At 32.2% G+C, this 16,884-nt stretch carries 14 protein-coding genes; 5 read left to right on the top strand and 9 right to left on the bottom strand.

Going from position 1 to position 16,884, the window contains the following annotated elements:
• Positions 1–21 precede the first annotated feature (21 nt).
• The 5 genes from OA85_RS14795 to rpsF all read right to left on the bottom strand — a co-directional run bounded on the left by OA85_RS14795 (position 22) and on the right by rpsF (position 5,007).
• Positions 22–495 carry a DUF6495 family protein gene (locus tag OA85_RS14795; protein ID WP_039110590.1) on the bottom strand — a complete coding sequence of 158 codons (474 nt, stop codon included), beginning with the start codon at positions 493–495 and terminating at the stop codon, positions 22–24.
• A gap of 109 nt (positions 496–604) precedes the next feature.
• Positions 605–3,760 (bottom strand): carboxypeptidase regulatory-like domain-containing protein, encoded by a 3,156-nt coding sequence (locus OA85_RS14790; RefSeq protein WP_039110589.1) that lies wholly within the window; start codon positions 3,758–3,760, stop codon positions 605–607.
• Between the two features lie 96 nt (positions 3,761–3,856).
• A complete protein-coding gene (gene rplI, locus OA85_RS14785) occupies positions 3,857–4,297 on the bottom strand; it encodes a 50S ribosomal protein L9 (protein WP_039110588.1) in 441 nt (146 codons plus the stop codon).
• 66 nt (positions 4,298–4,363) lie between these two features.
• Positions 4,364–4,660, bottom strand: coding sequence for a 30S ribosomal protein S18 (gene rpsR, locus OA85_RS14780; RefSeq protein ID WP_007138295.1), 297 nt, complete (start codon positions 4,658–4,660; stop codon positions 4,364–4,366).
• Between the two features lie 5 nt (positions 4,661–4,665).
• Entirely contained in the window at positions 4,666–5,007 is a 342-nt protein-coding gene (gene rpsF, locus OA85_RS14775; RefSeq protein ID WP_035671622.1) for a 30S ribosomal protein S6, read from the bottom strand.
• Between the two features lie 166 nt (positions 5,008–5,173).
• Between rpsF and OA85_RS14770 the strand changes: the two genes are divergently transcribed.
• Positions 5,174–5,869, top strand: a complete 696-nt coding sequence (locus tag OA85_RS14770) for a LytTR family DNA-binding domain-containing protein (RefSeq protein ID WP_039110583.1) — start codon at positions 5,174–5,176, stop codon at positions 5,867–5,869.
• Positions 5,870–5,877: 8 nt separating this feature from the next.
• On the opposite strand, the gene priA is transcribed toward OA85_RS14770, so the two are convergent.
• Together priA and OA85_RS14760 are read right to left on the bottom strand one after the other, a co-directional pair.
• The gene (priA, locus tag OA85_RS14765; RefSeq protein ID WP_039110582.1) at positions 5,878–8,328 is read right to left on the bottom strand and encodes a primosomal protein N'; all 2,451 of its coding nucleotides are present in this window, start codon (positions 8,326–8,328) and stop codon (positions 5,878–5,880) included.
• Between the two features lie 58 nt (positions 8,329–8,386).
• Positions 8,387–8,821, bottom strand: a complete 435-nt coding sequence (locus tag OA85_RS14760) for a DUF2147 domain-containing protein (protein ID WP_039110581.1) — start codon at positions 8,819–8,821, stop codon at positions 8,387–8,389.
• A gap of 262 nt (positions 8,822–9,083) precedes the next feature.
• Between OA85_RS14760 and gcvT the strand changes: the two genes are divergently transcribed.
• The 3 genes from gcvT to OA85_RS14745 all read left to right on the top strand — a co-directional run bounded on the left by gcvT (position 9,084) and on the right by OA85_RS14745 (position 13,019).
• Positions 9,084–10,166: a glycine cleavage system aminomethyltransferase GcvT gene (gcvT, locus tag OA85_RS14755; protein WP_039110578.1), complete on the top strand. Its 1,083-nt coding sequence runs from the start codon at positions 9,084–9,086 to the stop codon at positions 10,164–10,166.
• A gap of 7 nt (positions 10,167–10,173) precedes the next feature.
• Positions 10,174–12,204, top strand: coding sequence for a carboxy terminal-processing peptidase (locus tag OA85_RS14750; RefSeq protein WP_039110577.1), 2,031 nt, complete (start codon positions 10,174–10,176; stop codon positions 12,202–12,204).
• Between the two features lie 101 nt (positions 12,205–12,305).
• Complete coding sequence (locus OA85_RS14745; RefSeq protein ID WP_035671611.1) at positions 12,306–13,019, top strand: YebC/PmpR family DNA-binding transcriptional regulator; 714 nt, start codon at positions 12,306–12,308, stop codon at positions 13,017–13,019.
• 199 nt (positions 13,020–13,218) lie between these two features.
• On the opposite strand, the gene OA85_RS14740 is transcribed toward OA85_RS14745, so the two are convergent.
• Both OA85_RS14740 and OA85_RS14735 read right to left on the bottom strand, forming a co-directional pair.
• Positions 13,219–14,259 carry a PLP-dependent cysteine synthase family protein gene (locus tag OA85_RS14740; protein ID WP_039110575.1) on the bottom strand — a complete coding sequence of 347 codons (1,041 nt, stop codon included), beginning with the start codon at positions 14,257–14,259 and terminating at the stop codon, positions 13,219–13,221.
• 71 nt (positions 14,260–14,330) lie between these two features.
• Complete coding sequence (locus OA85_RS14735) at positions 14,331–16,391, bottom strand: S9 family peptidase (RefSeq protein ID WP_039110574.1); 2,061 nt, start codon at positions 16,389–16,391, stop codon at positions 14,331–14,333.
• A gap of 140 nt (positions 16,392–16,531) precedes the next feature.
• Here OA85_RS14735 and OA85_RS14730 point away from each other — a divergent pair, with 140 nt between their 5' ends.
• Entirely contained in the window at positions 16,532–16,852 is a 321-nt protein-coding gene (locus OA85_RS14730) for a YbaB/EbfC family nucleoid-associated protein (protein WP_035671607.1), read from the top strand.
• The last annotated feature ends 32 nt before the right edge of the window (positions 16,853–16,884 follow it).

The following is a 16,884-nucleotide window of genomic DNA, read 5'->3' as shown; positions in this document are numbered from 1 at the left end:
TTAAAAGAAACTGCAATACAATTATGACTCTATAATTGTATTTATTTGTTTGTATAAAAGGCCATCACTTAAAAAAGAACCTTGTTGTACTAAAGCAAAAATGGAGGTATTCCGCTCATCGGTAAACTCTTTTTTTCCTACTTTCATTTCAATCGTATCGGTAAACATGTTATCGCTAAGCCATTGCAATCCTTCTTTGGTCAGAAAATCAGTTTCTGGAACCAATGATTTCAAAACAATCGATTGAACATAGGTATCAAAACAATGAAAAAGAAAAATATGATTTTTAGAAAAATGTTCTAAATATTCTGCTTTTGTTAGAACGCCTTCCCAAATTAAATCAGAAAAAACATCAAGTTCTTGCTCTGCCACTTCCGGTTTTTCAATTTTAATTTTATCCCACTCTGCTTTATCAATTGCCTGAGTAGCTAAAAAATTAGTGAATTCAGGTGTCAATTCTTCAAATTGTTCCTTTGTTAATCTTGAGTATTTCATTATTGTATTTTGATTTTAACTTTTGATATTTTGTTCTCATTTTGATTCAATAGCTCATAAAAAAGCCCTCTCAAAGGAGAGGGCAAATTTAATACATTTTTTGTCTTTTCTAGAAAATATATCTAATACCAAATTGTGCTTGCCATCTTGAAGCCAAACTAGCATCATAACTAAAGGTTTTAGTTTGTGTACCATTGAATGTATAAGTAGGAATGTTTGCAGCATTAACAGATACACCTATTGGTTGCACACTGATTGGTTGCTGAATTAATCCCCAATCTGAGTTCAATAAATTCCCTATATTCAAAACATCAACACTAAATTGGATTGTATTTTTCTTTTCAGAAGCTGACGAAATTTTAAAATTATAATCTTGCATTAATTTAAGATCCCATTTTCCTCTCCATGGAGATAAAGCACCGTAACGTTCTGCGTACTGACCTCTTCTTCCATTCAAATAATCATCTTGTTTGATAAAATTATCAAATGCTGCACCTTGACCTGCACCCGAGAAAATCATGGTACTGATTTCAGCTGTAGTCGGAATATAAATCAAATCATTTCCTGACGCTCCATCATTATTAATATCGCCTCCGTAAGTATAATTGAAACGACCTCCTTGAGCATATTCAAAGAAAGTAGAAACTGTAGTTGCCCACTTATCATTTCCATATTTCCATTTTTTTGAAGCTACACCAATAAAACGGTGTGTATCTCCATATTTAGAATTAGAAAGAACATCATTATTAACATTTCCTAAAGCTGGGTTAAAATTAAATGCATCACCAGTAATTTCTGCTTCAATAGAATTCACATCTTGCGATTTCAGATAATTGTAGGCTAAACTAGCAAACAATCCATTATCAAAAGTTTTTTGCACTTTAACAGAAGTATTAAATGCACTTCCTTTTTTTGAATTAGTCAACACATACGCATGCGCTCTTGCTGGAAAACCATATTCATTCCAAGTACCATAATCATTAGAACCATAAATTAGTCTGTTATCAACACCATTCAATTGACTTGTAGGTGTTTTTAATCCCCAATCCTGAACATGAACTGCATTGATATCTTTATTATAAGACATATCAACTGTCAAAATATAATTATTTTCAAATTTATGGTCGATACCTAAACTTGTTCTCCAAACTTGAGGGAATTTAAAATTATTATTAACGACTTCATAGAAAAATGGATCTGTACCACCTACTTGATTACCAATCCATACAAATGGTAGTTTTCCAGTAAAAATACCTGTTCCACCACGCAATTGTGTTACTTTATTTCCATTTACATCCCAATTGAAACCTACTCTAGGTGACCATAACAATGCATTTCCAGGTAGTTTTGTAGAATCGAAGTTTACAGTACTACCATCTTTTGGATTATAATAATTGATAGTTGGAACATACCCTTCTGAATTATCCGTATCAATAAATTTCTGTATTAATTTTGAGGTATTAAAATACAATGGCTTATCAGCTCTTAATCCATATATTAATTTAAAATTATCATTGATATTCCATTCGTCCTGAACATAAAATGCTAATTGACCGACAGTAGTTTCAGCTAAATTCCAACCGCCATTCGCTCCGTCCTGAAGCGCGTTTTTTGTATCAAATGTCGTTTGAGCTGCTGCAATCGCAGAAGCATAATATCCACTTGCAATATTAGCATCAAAACCAGCCATATCTGTAGTTCCAAAAACATCAAATCCATATCCTTTTAGATTGAATGAGTTTTTGAAAATGAATTTTTCGAATGAGAAACCTGCTGTGTAAGTATGATTTCCTTTTACAATATTCAAATTATCTGTAATTTGAATTACTTTTTGATCTAATTTATTGTTGATTGAAAATGGTTCATGTCCAGCAATAATATATGGAGAACCATCCTTAGTTATACTAATAACTGGTGCAGGAGCAGAAAATGGTCTTCTAAAATCATTAAAATGGGTATAACCAGCTTGTAGTTTATTAGTAACCATCTCACTAAATTTAGAGTTCAACTCCACTAAGAAAGAGCTAATTTGATTGTTTATTTGGTATCCAGAGTTTTGAAACTGCATAGTATTAACATCAGGTCCTCTTCTAAGAATCGCTGTAGGATGCGCAGGTTTATCTTTGGATGCATCCAAGAAATTATAAATAAAAGCTAATTTGTGATTATCATTAATATTCCAGTCAAATTTAATAATTCCTTTATTAGAATCTGAATTGTGTGTAAATCCTTGATAAGCTCCAGTATTGTAACCTAACTTCCCTAATTCAGTAGACACATGCATTAAATCAGTAGCTAAAACTCTGGATTCATTTACACCTGTGGTACCATTTCCATCGTTAGCTACAACATTTGAACCTAAATCGCTTCTTTTGTCAATTTCATAATTGGCAAAGAAAAATAATTTGTTTTTAACTATTGGACCTCCAATACTCAAACCTGCTTGTGTTTGCTCTAAAGAAGGAACAAATATTTTCTCTCCATGCACTTTATTACCCGTTAAATCTTGGTTTCTGTAAAAAGAGTAAGCAGTACCATGAAATTCATTTGTACCTGATTTAGTTACTGCATTTACAGAAGCTCCCGTAAAACCTGATAAAGTCACATCATAAGGAGCAGTGGCAACCTGAATTTGATCAATAGCATCTAATGAAATTGGTTGAGAACTCGTTTGTCCGCCAGGAGTCGCGGCATCTAATCCAAAAGGATTATTAAATACAGCCCCATTCAACGAATAATTATTATATTGATCATTTCTACCTCCAAAAGATCCTCCACTAGCAGAAGGCTCTAAACGTGTAAAATCCTCAGCTGATCTAGAGATTGATGGCAATACTGCTAATTCTCTTCTACCTATAGTGGTTTCGGCACCAGTTCTTCCACTTTGAAAAACTTTATTTTTAGTTCCAACAACTTTTACTTCTTCTAACTTTTGGCTTTCATCTTGCAAAATAATATCTAAACCAAATGCTTTACCTAATTCAAGGTAGACATCATTGAATTCTTGATTTTTAAAACCTACAAATGAAACTACAATTTTGTATGGCCCGCCAATTCTCATGTTCAACATGTTAAATCTTCCATCAGCATTCGATAATGCAGAATATTTAGTTCCTGAAGGAGTATGAATTGCAAGTACCGTTGCACCTGGAAGCAACTCATTACTAGGACTTTTCACTATTCCCTTAATACTCGATGTTGTAGTTTGGCCTACCATTATATGAAGACCAAACACAAAAAACAATAAAGTAATAATTTTTTTCATTTATTTGAGTGTTAGTTATTTTGGTCAAAATTAGCCAAAAAAAAATCACTCCTAAGAGTGATTTTTATATTTTATTAACAAATTGTTAACTAAATGTTATTTTTCAGCAACAATTTCATAAGGTAATTCAATAATTACTTCTCTGTGCAATCTAACGTTAGCAGCATATTTTCCTGTACGTTTAACGATTCCACTAGTAATAAATTTTCTGTCAATTACTTGACCACCTTTTGCTAATGCTTCAGCGATATCAATATTCGTGATTGAACCGAATAATTTTTCACCACCTGCTTTTGCGAAAATTTTAATTTCAATAGCTTTCAAAGCTTCGGCCAATGCTTTTGCATCGTTTACTACTTTTTCTTCTTTGTGAGCTCTTTGTTTTAGGTTTTCAGCTAACACTTTCTTTGCAGAAGAAGTAGCTAAATGTGCGTGACCTTGTGGGATTAAAAAGTTACGACCGTATCCGTTTTTCACATTTACTACGTCATCTTTAAATCCTAAATTTTGAACATCTTTTCTTAAAATAAGTTCCATGTTGTTGTCCTTTATTTGAGAAGTTAGGTTTCATATTTCAGAAAACCAACAACTGTTAATTTTTAATTATTTTAATAAATCAGCCACATATGGCATTAATGCTAAGTGACGTGCTCTCTTAACTGCAACTGACACTTTTCTTTGGTATTTTAATGAAGTTCCTGTTAAACGACGTGGAAGAATTTTTCCTTGTTCGTTTACAAATTTCAATAAGAAATCAGCATCTTTATAATCAATATATTTGATACCTGATTTTTTGAAACGACAATACTTTTTAGTTTTGTTTGTTTCTATGTTTAAAGGAGTAAGATATCTGATATCTCCATCTTTTTTTCCTGAAGCCGATTGTTGTAATGTTGCCATGATAATTAAGCTTTTGTAGATTTTAATTTAGTTCTTCTTCTTTCAGCCCAAGATATCGCATGTTTATCTAAACTTACAGTCAAGAAACGCATTACTCTTTCGTCACGTCTAAATTCAGTTTCAAAAGCAATAAGAACTTCTCCTGCTACTTTGAATTCGAATAAATGGTAAAAACCACTTTTTTTGTTTTGAATTTCGTAAGCCATTTTTTTAAGACCCCAGTCTTCTTTCGATACCATCTCTGCTCCTCTACTAGTAAGAAAATCTTCAAATTTGCTTACTGTTTCCTTTACCTGAACTTCAGATAAAACGGGATTTAAAATGAAAACAGTTTCATAATGATTCATAAATATGTATTTATTTGTTAATTTGGGTGCAAAAGTAATTAATTATTTTAAATAAACAATCAAAATTTCACTTTATTCGTTGTATGGCAAAAAAAACCGATAAAGATTAGTTTTTAAAATAAATCTTTGTTAAATTTACTATTCCAAATCTTAAAATACAAAAATTATGAAACTTAATTGTGTAGTAGTTGATGATAGTTCCATTCAAAGAATGATCATCGCAAAGTTAGTGAATAATCACCCAAATCTGCATTTAATTGGTGATTTTTCTAATGCAATTGAAGCTAGAAGTTGTATGTCCGTGCATAATGTGGACTTAATATTTCTAGACATTGAAATGCCTGTTATAAGCGGTTTTGATTTTTTAGATGGTTTAAAAATTAAACCACAAATAATCTTCATTACTTCTAAAGCGGAGTATGCCATGAAGGCATTTGATTATGATGCTACCGACTATCTGCAAAAACCTATTGCAATAGATCGTTTCAATGCATCAGTAAGAAGAGCAATCGATTTATATTCTCTTAAAAAAGAAAATAAAGAAGAAGAAGGAGAACATATTTTCATTAAGAGTAATCTTAAAAAATTAAAAATCTTCACTTCTAAAATTAAATGGATTGAAGCTTTTGGCGACTATGTTAGAGTTGTTACTGAAGAAGACAGCAACTTAGTGCTCTCTACAATGAAATCTTTTGAAAATGATTTGTCTAAAGAAAAATTCATCCGAGTTCATAAGTCCTATATTATAAATATAGACAAAGTAGAGCGTTTCAACAGCAAGTTTGCAGAAATTGGAATTACCAAAATACCTTTGAGTAGAAACAAAAAAGAAGATTTAGTTAAAGCCTTATCATTTGCCTAAAATTACTTTTAATAAAAATCGACGTTTAGCGTAACTTTTATAGCTCTGTATTGAGCAACAGCCTCAAAACTATTCAATATCTTTTGGATAGTTTTTTTTGTGTTTACTATTGACGTGTTTTGTGGAATTTTAATTACAATCGTTCGTATGTATTCATTTCTAATTCTATTTATAGCTGGCTCCTCAGGACCTAATACCGGCATAGCAAGATTCTGACTCATAACTTGATACAACCACATGGCACCTTCCTTTAGTTTATCAAAATCGCGTTGTTTCAATGTCAGTTTTATGATTCTGAAATAAGGAGGATATTTATAGATTTGCCTGTCATACAATTGCTCCTTATACATTCCCAGATAATCATTATTGGTTACCTGTTGTATTGTATTGTGATTGGGATTGTACGTTTGAATAATAACTTTCCCTTGTTTCTCTGAACGCCCCGCGCGACCTGCAACTTGAGTCATCATTTGAAAACTTCTTTCGAATGCCCTAAAATCAGGATGATACAACATATTATCCGCATTCATGATTCCTACCAAACTTACATTGTCAAAATCCAATCCTTTGGCAAGCATTTGCGTTCCAACTAAAATATCAATTTCTCTATTCTTGAAACTATCGATAATTTTCTCAAAACCAAATTTTCCCCGCGTAGTGTCTTGATCCATTCTTCCTATTTTTGAATTTGGAAAAATAGAAATCAGTTCTTGCTCTATTTGTTCGGTTCCAAAGCCTTTTGTAGTCAAATCAACACTGGAACACGAATGACAATGCGTAGGTTTTGCCATTGTATACCCACAATAATGGCAACGCAACTGGTTTTTATGTTTATGATAGGTCAAACTCACATCGCATTGCTGACATTGAGGAACATTACCACAAGTGATACATTCTATAATAGGAGAATACCCTCTTCTGTTTTGAAATAAAATCACTTGTTCGCCTAATGAAAGTGCGATATTGATTTCTTCAATTAAAACATCACTGAAATGCCCTGTCATTTTTTTGCGAAAGTATTTGTCTTTTAAATCCACCAATTCAATGTTTGGCATCATTACATTTCCAAATCGCTTCCAAATTTCGACTAAACCATATTTTTCTGATTTTGCATTAAAATATGTTTCAATACTTGGTGTAGCCGAACCTAATAAAACTTTTGCTTTATGCGAATGAGCCAAAACCACCGCAGCATCACGTGCATGATAACGAGGCGCAGGATCTACTTGTTTGAAAGTTTGCTCGTGCTCCTCATCTACAATTATAAATCCTAAATTATGAAAGGGCAAAAACAAAGCGGATCGCGCTCCTATTACTACTTGTGCTTTCTCAGAATTTGCCAAAACTTGATTCCAAACCTCGATACGTTCATTATTGTTATATTTCGAATGAAAAACCGCTACTTTATTTCCAAAATAAGTTCTCAATCTTCCCACCAATTGTGTCGTCAAAGCTATTTCGGGCAATAAATACAATACTTGTTTTCCCGTTTGCAGATATTCTTCGATAAGTTTAATATAAATTTCAGTTTTTCCACTGGAAGTTACACCATGTAGCAAACAGACTTCTTTTTGAGTAAAACAATCTTTAATTTCTTCAAAAGCAGTTTGCTGCGCTTGACTTAATTGCAATTGATCTTCTCTTATTTTTCCATTAAAATTTACTCGGTCTTCCTGAAGAAAATAATCCTCAAATATTTCTTTTTCAATTAATGCTTTTATAATTGCCGAAGAGGAATTAGCAGCTTCAACCAATTTTTTAACGGTTATAGGCTTTTTTTCGGTAGCGCTCAATTGAAAATAACTCAGGACAATTTCCTTTTGTTTATTAGCACTTTTCAAAGTTTCTAACAATTCACCCAAACCTGCATTCGAATCATATTTAGAATGCAAACGCACGTAACGAACTAACTTTGGTTTGTAACTTTCTGAAATTTCTTCCTCAAGCACTAATATATTTTTGTCAATCAATTTTTGAATAACAGGAAATATATTTTTCTTGTTTAAAATAGCTATAATGTCTTGAACTTTTAGCGAACTTTGCTGTTGTAAGGCTTGATAAACCAGGTATTCATCATCCGAAAGCAGACTTTCATCCACAAATAAATCTTGCTTTTGAGAAATTATGGTTTCGCTTTCCAGCAAAAGTGCGCTTGGCATAGCGCCACGATACACATCCCCAATAGCACACATATAATAAGAAGCAATCCATTGCCAATGTGCAATTTGGATTTCAGTAACTATGGGTTTTTCATCCAGAATTTGATGAATTTCTTTGGCTTCGTATAAAGTGGGTTCATTTTGATGAATTTCAATAACTAGCGCCGTGTAAATTTTACTTTTACCAAAAGGCACCGCAACACGCATTCCTTTCTTGATATAATTAAATTCGGCTTCAGAAACGCTATAGGTAAAGGTTTTGGCAAGAGAAAGGGGTAAAATTACTTCGACGAAATGCATTTTTAGATTTTAGGTGTTTATTATTATTTGGACGGATATTAAATTCATTCAATGTGAATTAACTTTTTACTCTGTACCAATATTGTGTTCGCCCAAACAATGAAATCCCAATAAAACCACGGACTTTAAGTTTGTCTTTTGATTCTAAAGTGATGTAACATTTATAAAGTTTCCCGTTTTTAGGATCTAAGATTTTACCTCTTGTATATTCATTTCCATCTTTTGTTAATCCTTTTATTACTATCATTCCAAGAATAGGCTTGTTTTTATCCTCACCTGAACAATTGCTACAAACTTTTTTTCTATGTTCTTCTTCGAGAATTTCAATTACTTTACCATAAATCTTTCCAGATTTCTCATAGATTTCCACTATTGATTTGGCTTTCCCGGTTTCGTCATCAATCGTTTTCCATTTGCCAATAACCGTTTGATTTTGACCATAGAAAATGGTAACAAAAAATAGTGTTATAATAACTAATATCTTTTTTTTCATGATGCTTGATTTTTTGCTTTCGCAAATTAGAGACCTCAAATTAATTAATTGTAAAATTAAACATTAAAAAGGAAAAGACTGTAATGAATAACAGGAAATAGCTTCCTAACTTCATTGGATTAAATCCTAAAAATTATTTTAAAAAAATTGTTCAGCTTGTTATTTCGAAAACGTTTGAAACTTTAAATTTTGCTTCTTTACGCCTTTGTCACCCGAAATAAAATCAATAAATTAGCCACTTGAAATTCTATACAAAACAACAATGAAAAACACTGCGCTTACGCACATACACGAGAGTTTGGGAGCGAAAATGCTTCCGTTTGCCGGATACAATATGCCTATTTTATATGAAGGTGTGAATGCTGAACATGAAACGGTTCGAAATGCCGTGGGTGTTTTTGATGTTTCTCACATGGGTGAATTCTTGCTTACCGGACCAGATGCATTAGCTTTAATTCAAAAAGTAACTTCTAATGACGCATCAACTTTGACCATTGGAAGAGCACAATACTCTTGTTTACCAAACAATGATGGCGGAATTGTAGATGATTTAATTGTTTACAAAATGAAAGAGGAGCAGTATTTATTAGTCGTAAATGCTTCAAATATTGATAAAGATTGGGATTGGATTTCTACTCATAATGATTTAGGAGTCGAAATGAAAAACTTATCTGATGATTATTCATTATTGGCTATTCAAGGTCCTAAAGCTGTTGAAGCAATGCAATCACTGACTTCTAAGGATTTATCAGCTATTCCTTATTATCATTTTGAAGTGGGTGATTTTGCAGGAATTGATAACGTAATTATTTCAGCTACAGGATATACTGGTTCTGGAGGATTTGAGATTTATTGCAAAAATTCAGAAGTAGAACAAATTTGGAATAAAGTTTTTGAAGCTGGAGCTCCTTTTGGAATTAAACCAATTGGTCTTGCCGCTCGTGATACGTTACGATTAGAAATGGGATTTTGTTTGTACGGAAATGACATTAACGATACCACTTCTCCACTTGAAGCTGGTTTGGGATGGATCACTAAATTCACAAAAGAATTCACGAATTCGGAAAACCTTAAAAAACAAAAAGAAGCAGGAGTTTCTAAAAAATTAGTCGCTTTTGAAATGCAGGAACGTGCCGTACCAAGACATGACTATGAAATCGTTGATGCATCAGGAACTCCAATAGGAATTGTAACTTCGGGTACCATGTCACCATCAATGAATAAAGGAATTGGTTTAGGCTACGTTACCACTGAGAATAGTGCTTTAGACAGTGATATATTCATTAGAATACGTAAAAATGATGTTCCTGCCAAAGTGGTAAAATTACCTTTTTATAAGAAATAAAAAATAAATGAAAAAAATTTCATTCGTATTATTCTTGACTACATTTTCACTATTTGGTCAAAATGATGTCAAAACTTGTGAAATACTTTCTAAAATAAATGCGTTAATTCAGCGCGAACATATTAATCCAAAACCGGTAGACGACAGTTTATCGGTTTTTGTTTTTGATAGCTTTATTGACCAACTTGATCCTTCAAGAAATATTTTTCTGAAATCAGAATATGATATTTTATCTCAAAAATACCGTTTGAATATTGACAATCTCATCAAAGATAAAGATTGTACTTTTCTAACCGATATCTCTTCCGTTTACAAAAAGGATCTTTTAAGAAATAAGAATATTTTAGAAAAAATCGATAAAGAAACAATCGACTACGAAGGGAAAGACACGATTCGGTTTTATAAAAAAGCATTCCCAATCTATTTAGTAGAAAAACAAGTTGAGAAAGTTTGGAGAAAAAAAATTCGATATGAAATTTTGGATGATATCGCTCAGGTAAGTAAAAATCTAGATTCTATTAAAATCAATTTTAATGCATTGGCCATGCATTCGAAAAACACTATAATTCAAAATGAACTTTGCAGAATAAATAGCATATTACAAAATGAATCCAACTTAGCCGAAAGTCTATACAATCATTTTTGCAGTTATTTCGACCCACATACCGCTTATTTTAGTGATGATTCCAAATCCAGTTTTGTAGCTTCATTATCAAAAGAACATTTATCATTAGGACTGAATGTAAGTCTAAATGAAAAAAGTGAAATTATTGTAGATGAATTAGATCCAAATGGTCCCGCATTCCTAACGGGAAAAATAAAAAAAGGAGATCAGATTGTTTCGATTTCAAACCTAAAGGAAACTTTACTGGTTTCTTGTGCTTCACTGGAATCCATTTCCAACATGATTCTCTCAGAAACCAACAAAAATATCATATTAACACTTCGACGCAATTCCGGAAAAAGCTTTGAAGTACTTGTAAAAAAAGAAGTAATAAAAGACGAAGAAAACACTGTTTACAGTTTTATTGTTGAGAAAGACATCAAAATAGGATATATAAAAATTCCTAGTTTTTATGCTGATTTAGAAGGCAACAGTGGTAAAGGTTGCGCACAGGATGTTGCCAAAGAAGTCGCCAAATTACAAAAAGACAATATCAAAGGATTAGTTATTGATTTAGTCGATAATGGCGGTGGATCAATGGAAGAAGCTGTAAAATTAGCTGGAATGTTTATCGATAACGGTCCAATATCAATAGTCATTGATAACAAAAAAACAAAAACAATCATTAACGATCCTTATAAAGGAATGATTTATAAAGATCCAATTGTTATTTTGGTCAATGGAAATTCAGCGTCTGCAAGTGAATTTTTCGCATCCATCCTTCAAGATTACAATCGTGCGTTATTGATAGGCAGTACTACTTTAGGTAAAGCGACCATGCAAACCATCGTTCCATTAGAAGAAAATGATAATGAAAATTTTGTAAAAGTAACTATCAATAAATTTTTCAGAATAACAGGCAAAAGCCATCAAAGTATAGGAGTTTCACCAAATGTACAAACACCCGAAATCTATGAAACAATTTTACAAAAGGAAAGCAGCTATCCAACAGCTTTTAAGAATGAAAGTATTGATACTTTTATTAAATTCAAACCTTATGTAAAAAATAAATTGATTCAAAAAGTATCAGAAAAAAGCAAACTCAGAATCATTAATAATCCCTATTTTAATGATATAAAAAAAATAAATAAAAGGATTGATGATTTGGTAAACCAACCGAAGAAAGCAATACCATTGACAATTGATACCGTTTTTGAAGAGCAGAATGAAATTACCAATTTATGGGAAGAAATCAATTCATTTGATTCTGGAAGTATTAATTTGAATGTCTATAATTCGAATTTAAATAAATTACTTCTAGCCATTCATCCATCAGAAGAAACCAACAATCAATTTCAGTTGAATGCGTTAAAAAAGAACCACTATTTGAATGAAGCAATCACAATAATTGAAGATTTTAATACTTTAAAATAAAATAATACTACTAATTTATTTAATTCGATAAAAGAATTTAATTTGATTTTGGTAAAATAAGGAATAACTGTATTTTTGCAGTTCAAAATAATAAACTAGCAATGGGAAGAGCGTTTGAGTTCAGAAAAGGAAGAAAAATGAAACGTTGGTCAGCAATGGCCAAAGCATTTACCAGAATTGGTAAAGATATTGTAATGGCTGTAAAGGAAGGTGGCCCAAATCCTGATGCCAACTCAAGATTAAGAGCAGTTATCCAGAATTCCAAGGCAGTCAATATGCCAAAAGAAAATGTAGAACGTGCTATCAAAAAAGCAACAGATAAAGACACCGCTAACTATAAAGAAGTTTTATTTGAAGGGTATGCACCTCATGGAATTGCAATCCTAGTTGAAACGGCTACAGATAATAATAACAGAACTGTCGCTAATGTTAGAAGTTATTTTAACAAATGTAACGGTGCAATGGGAACACAAGGTTCTGTTGAATTTATGTTTGACCATACCTGTAACTTTAGAATTCCAGCAAACGGAATTGACCCTGAAGAATTAGAATTAGAATTAATCGATTTTGGCGCAGAAGAAGTTTTTGAAGATGAAGACGGTATTTTAATTTATGCGCCGTTTGGAAGTTTTGGAACCATTCAAAAAGAATTAGAAAACAGAGGATTAGAAATTCTTTCTTCTGGGTTTGAAAGAATCCCTCAAATAACTAAAAAACTATCTGAAGCTGAAGTAGCCGATGTAGAAAAACTAATTGAAAAACTAGAAGAAGATGATGACGTGATGAACGTGTATCATACTATGGAAGAAGAATAGCTATCAAATTGCAGTTTTAAGATTGCAGTTTTTAAACTCTGGAGAAATCCAGAGTTTTTTTGTTTTTAATACCTACAGTTTATCAGATAAAAAAGAAATAAAACTATATGTTTAAACAAGCTCATTAAAACCAAAAACTCCATCAACTTAAAGCTGATGGAGTTTTCAATCTTAATACTTGATTCTAAAATCTCAGTACTTATTTTATAAATTCAATTTTTTGGGCTTCTTCTTCATTAATACTGTCAAAGAAACCTTGTTCATTCATCCAGTCATCGCTAAACACTTTACTCATGTAACGAGAACCATGATCTGGGAATATTGCAATTACATTACTATTTTCATCAAATTCACCTTCGTCAGCATATTGTTTTATTGCTTGTAAAACTGCTCCGGATGTATATCCTACAAATAAACCTTCTTTTCTGGTAATCTCTCTGGCAGAATGCGCACTTTCTTCATCAGTAACTTTCATGAATTTATCAATAAGATCAAAATCAGTTGCAGATGGAATTAAGTTTTTACCTAAACCTTCAATTCTATAGGGATAAATTTCATCGTTATCGAATTCTCTGGTCTCATGGTATTTTTTTAATACCGAACCAAAAGCATCAACTCCAAGAATTCTAATGTTAGGATTTTGTTCTTTTAAGTATTTTGCTGTTCCGGAAATGGTTCCTCCTGTTCCGCTACAAGCGATAAGATGAGTAATTTTACCATTTGTTTGTTTCCAAATTTCAGGACCTGTAGATTTATAATGTGCATCAATATTCAATTGATTGAAATATTGATTGATATAAACAGAACCTTTCGTTTCTTCATGCAAACGTTTAGCAACATTATAATATGAACGTTCATCATCAGCGGAGACATGTGCCGGACAAACATAAACTTTTGCTCCTAAACTGCGTAGCATGTCTATTTTGTCTTTAGATGATTTAGAACTTACGGCAAGAATACAGTTGTAGCCTTTAATGATGCTTACCATGGCTAAACTAAAACCAGTATTCCCGGATGTAGTTTCGATGATGGTGTCACCAGGAGATAAAATCCCTCTTTTTTCAGCTTCTTCGATTATATATAATGCTATTCTATCTTTAGAAGAATGTCCTGGATTAAAAGCTTCTACCTTTGCGTAAAAATTACCATCTAATTCTTCGGTGACTTTATTTAGCTTAATAAGTGGAGTGTTACCTATTAATTCTAAAACATTATTATAAGCGTTTATTTCTTCTTTCATAAAAAAATAGTTAGTCGAGGAGAATTTTTAATTTAACCCCGAACGTTGCAAATTTAACAAAAAAAATCTAATTACTTTTTAATTTTCTCTAAATCTAATAAAAAACTAAATTCTTTTGCTAATTCCTTTAAGGCTTCAAACCTCCCAGATGCTCCTCCGTGACCTGCATCCATGTTAGTATCAAGATATAAGACATTTTTATCCGTTTTCATGTCTCTCAATTTCGCAACCCATTTTGCAGGCTCCCAATATTGAACTTGTGAGTCATGGAGTCCGGTAGATACATACATATTAGGGTAATTTTGCTTTTTTACATTATCGTAAGGAGAATAAGACAACATATATTGGTAATATTTCTTTTTATTTGGATTTCCCCATTCGTCATACTCACCAGTGGTAAGCGGAATACTATCATCCAGCATTGTTGTAATCACATCAACAAAAGGCACTTGAGCAATTATACCATGATACAATTCAGGTGCTAAATTCACCACAACTCCCATTAGCAATCCTCCGGCAGAACCTCCTTCGGCATATAAATGTTCTGGCGAAGTGTATTTCTGGTCAATTAGAAACTTAGAACAATCGATAAAATCAGTAAACGTATTTTTCTTTTTTAATAATTTTCCATCTTCATACCATTGTCTTCCTAAATCTTCACCACCACGAATGTGCGCTATCGCAAATATAAATCCTCTATCCAATAACGTTAATCGTGTCGAAGAGAAAGTGGCATCCATAGAATGTCCATAAGAACCATAAGCATATTGCAATAATGGATTATTCCCGTCTTTTTTCAACTCTTTTCTGTACACCATCGAAATTGGAATTTTGGTACCATCTTTGGCTGCAGCCCAAACGCGTTCTTCTTTATAATTATTTTTATCGAATTTGCCGCCAAGAACCTGTTGCTCCTTTTTAATCTCTTTTGCTTGGGTTCGCATATTGAAATCAATAATAGAAGAGGGAGTTGTCATGGATTGGTAGCCATAACGCAAAATTTCTGTTTCAAAATCTACATTGGTTGTGCTGTAAGCAGTATAGGTTTCGCTTTCGAAAGGCAAATAATATTCCCCTTCCCCACCCCAAGGCATAATTCTGATTTTGTTCAAACCATTCGAACGTTCTTCAACTACCAAATAATTAGCAAAAATTTCGATATCTTCTAATAAAACATCTTCGCGATGCGCAATAACTTCTATCCAATTTTCATGTGATGTAGCGGTTTCCAGCGTTTTCATCAATTTGAAATTTTCCGCTTTATCTTTATTGGTCAAAATATAAAAACTGTCCTTGTAGTGATTAATGCTATATTCAACTCCTCTGATTCGTTTCTGAAAGATTTCAAATTTTCCGTCCGGAGTATCTGCATTTAATATTCGATATTCTGTTGTAAGTGTACTTCCAGACTCAATTGCTAAGTATTTTCTAGATTTAGATTTTGCAACTTCAACATTATAGGTATCGTCTTTTTCAAAATAAACTAAAACATCATCCGCTTGTTTTGAGCCTAATTTATGTTTGAAAACTTTATCAGAACGCAGTGTAACTTCATCTTGCGAAGAATAAAAAATGGTGTGATTGTCATTTGCCCAAACAGCAGTTCCGGTAACTTTTTCTATTTTATCTTCTAAAATTTCATTGGTTTCTAAACTTTTAACTTGAATATTATAAATTCTTCTTCCAATTGTATCGGTACTAAAAACAGCTAATTTATTATCAGGACTAATACTCAAACCGCCTAATTGAAAATACGATTGACCTTTAGCCAACTCATTACAATCAAACATGATTTCTTCTTTTGCCGAAAGGCTTTCCTTTTTTCGGGAATAAATAGGATAATCTTTTCCTGTTTCAAAACGGGTGATGTAGTAATATCCATTGTATAAATAAGGAACCGATTCATCATCTTCCTTGATTCTAGTCTTCATTTCTTCGAATAATTCCTTTTGAAAACCCTTAGTATGATCAGTCATTTTATGGTAATACTCATTCTCTTTATTCAGGTAATCAATAACCTCAGGATTTTCTCTATCATTCAACCAGAAGTAATTATCGATTCTCACGTCATCAAACTTCTCTAATTTTTCAGGGATTATTTTGGCAACTGGTGGTTGTATATTTTCTGGCATTGTTTGCGCTTTTATATTTAAGTGAAGTTACAAAAATAGCACAAACACATTTTAAAACGATTCTATTTTCTATCTAATTTAACATTGCTTATTACACTGAATGTAGTAATTTCGTAGTTCAATATTTAAAATTTATCAAAATGGATTTAATGGGAATGATGGGTAAACTAAAAGAAACCCAACAAAAAATAGAAGACACTAAAAAACGTTTAGACACTGTTCTTATTGATGAACAAAGTACTGATGGTTTATTGAAAGTTACTTTGACTGCCAATAGAAAAATAAAATCAATCACAATTGACGATTCTTTATTAGAGGACAAAGAACAACTGGAAGATTATATGATTTTAGTCCTGAATAAAGCGATCGAAAAAGCGACTAAAACAAATGAAGCGGAACTTGATGCTGTTGCCAAAATGGATATGCCAATGATTCCAGGAATGGACAATCTTTTTAAATAAAAAAAAATCACGTTTAAGGTTTTTAATAATAC

Source organism: Flavobacterium sp. AED (genome assembly GCF_000812945.1).
Taxonomy (GTDB): Bacteria; Bacteroidota; Bacteroidia; order Flavobacteriales; family Flavobacteriaceae; genus Flavobacterium.
The sequence above is the reverse complement of the archived record's forward strand: the minus strand, read 5'-3'. Positions and strand labels throughout refer to the sequence as shown.

Excerpts from the sequence above, each read along its gene's own strand:
- OA85_RS14795 (WP_039110590.1), bottom strand. The coding sequence starts at position 495 with ATGAAATACTCAAGATTAACAAAGGAACAATTTGAAGAATTGACACCT.
- OA85_RS14790 (WP_039110589.1), bottom strand. The coding sequence starts at position 3,760 with ATGAAAAAAATTATTACTTTATTGTTTTTTGTGTTTGGTCTTCATATA.
- rplI (WP_039110588.1), bottom strand. The coding sequence starts at position 4,297 with ATGGAACTTATTTTAAGAAAAGATGTTCAAAATTTAGGATTTAAAGAT.
- rpsR (WP_007138295.1), bottom strand. The coding sequence starts at position 4,660 with ATGGCAACATTACAACAATCGGCTTCAGGAAAAAAAGATGGAGATATC.
- rpsF (WP_035671622.1), bottom strand. The coding sequence starts at position 5,007 with ATGAATCATTATGAAACTGTTTTCATTTTAAATCCCGTTTTATCTGAA.
- OA85_RS14770 (WP_039110583.1), top strand. The coding sequence starts at position 5,174 with ATGAAACTTAATTGTGTAGTAGTTGATGATAGTTCCATTCAAAGAATG.
- priA (WP_039110582.1), bottom strand. The coding sequence starts at position 8,328 with ATGCATTTCGTCGAAGTAATTTTACCCCTTTCTCTTGCCAAAACCTTT.
- OA85_RS14760 (WP_039110581.1), bottom strand. The coding sequence starts at position 8,821 with ATGAAAAAAAAGATATTAGTTATTATAACACTATTTTTTGTTACCATT.
- gcvT (WP_039110578.1), top strand. The coding sequence starts at position 9,084 with ATGAAAAACACTGCGCTTACGCACATACACGAGAGTTTGGGAGCGAAA.
- OA85_RS14750 (WP_039110577.1), top strand. The coding sequence starts at position 10,174 with ATGAAAAAAATTTCATTCGTATTATTCTTGACTACATTTTCACTATTT.
- OA85_RS14745 (WP_035671611.1), top strand. The coding sequence starts at position 12,306 with ATGGGAAGAGCGTTTGAGTTCAGAAAAGGAAGAAAAATGAAACGTTGG.
- OA85_RS14740 (WP_039110575.1), bottom strand. The coding sequence starts at position 14,259 with ATGAAAGAAGAAATAAACGCTTATAATAATGTTTTAGAATTAATAGGT.
- OA85_RS14735 (WP_039110574.1), bottom strand. The coding sequence starts at position 16,391 with ATGCCAGAAAATATACAACCACCAGTTGCCAAAATAATCCCTGAAAAA.
- OA85_RS14730 (WP_035671607.1), top strand. The coding sequence starts at position 16,532 with ATGGATTTAATGGGAATGATGGGTAAACTAAAAGAAACCCAACAAAAA.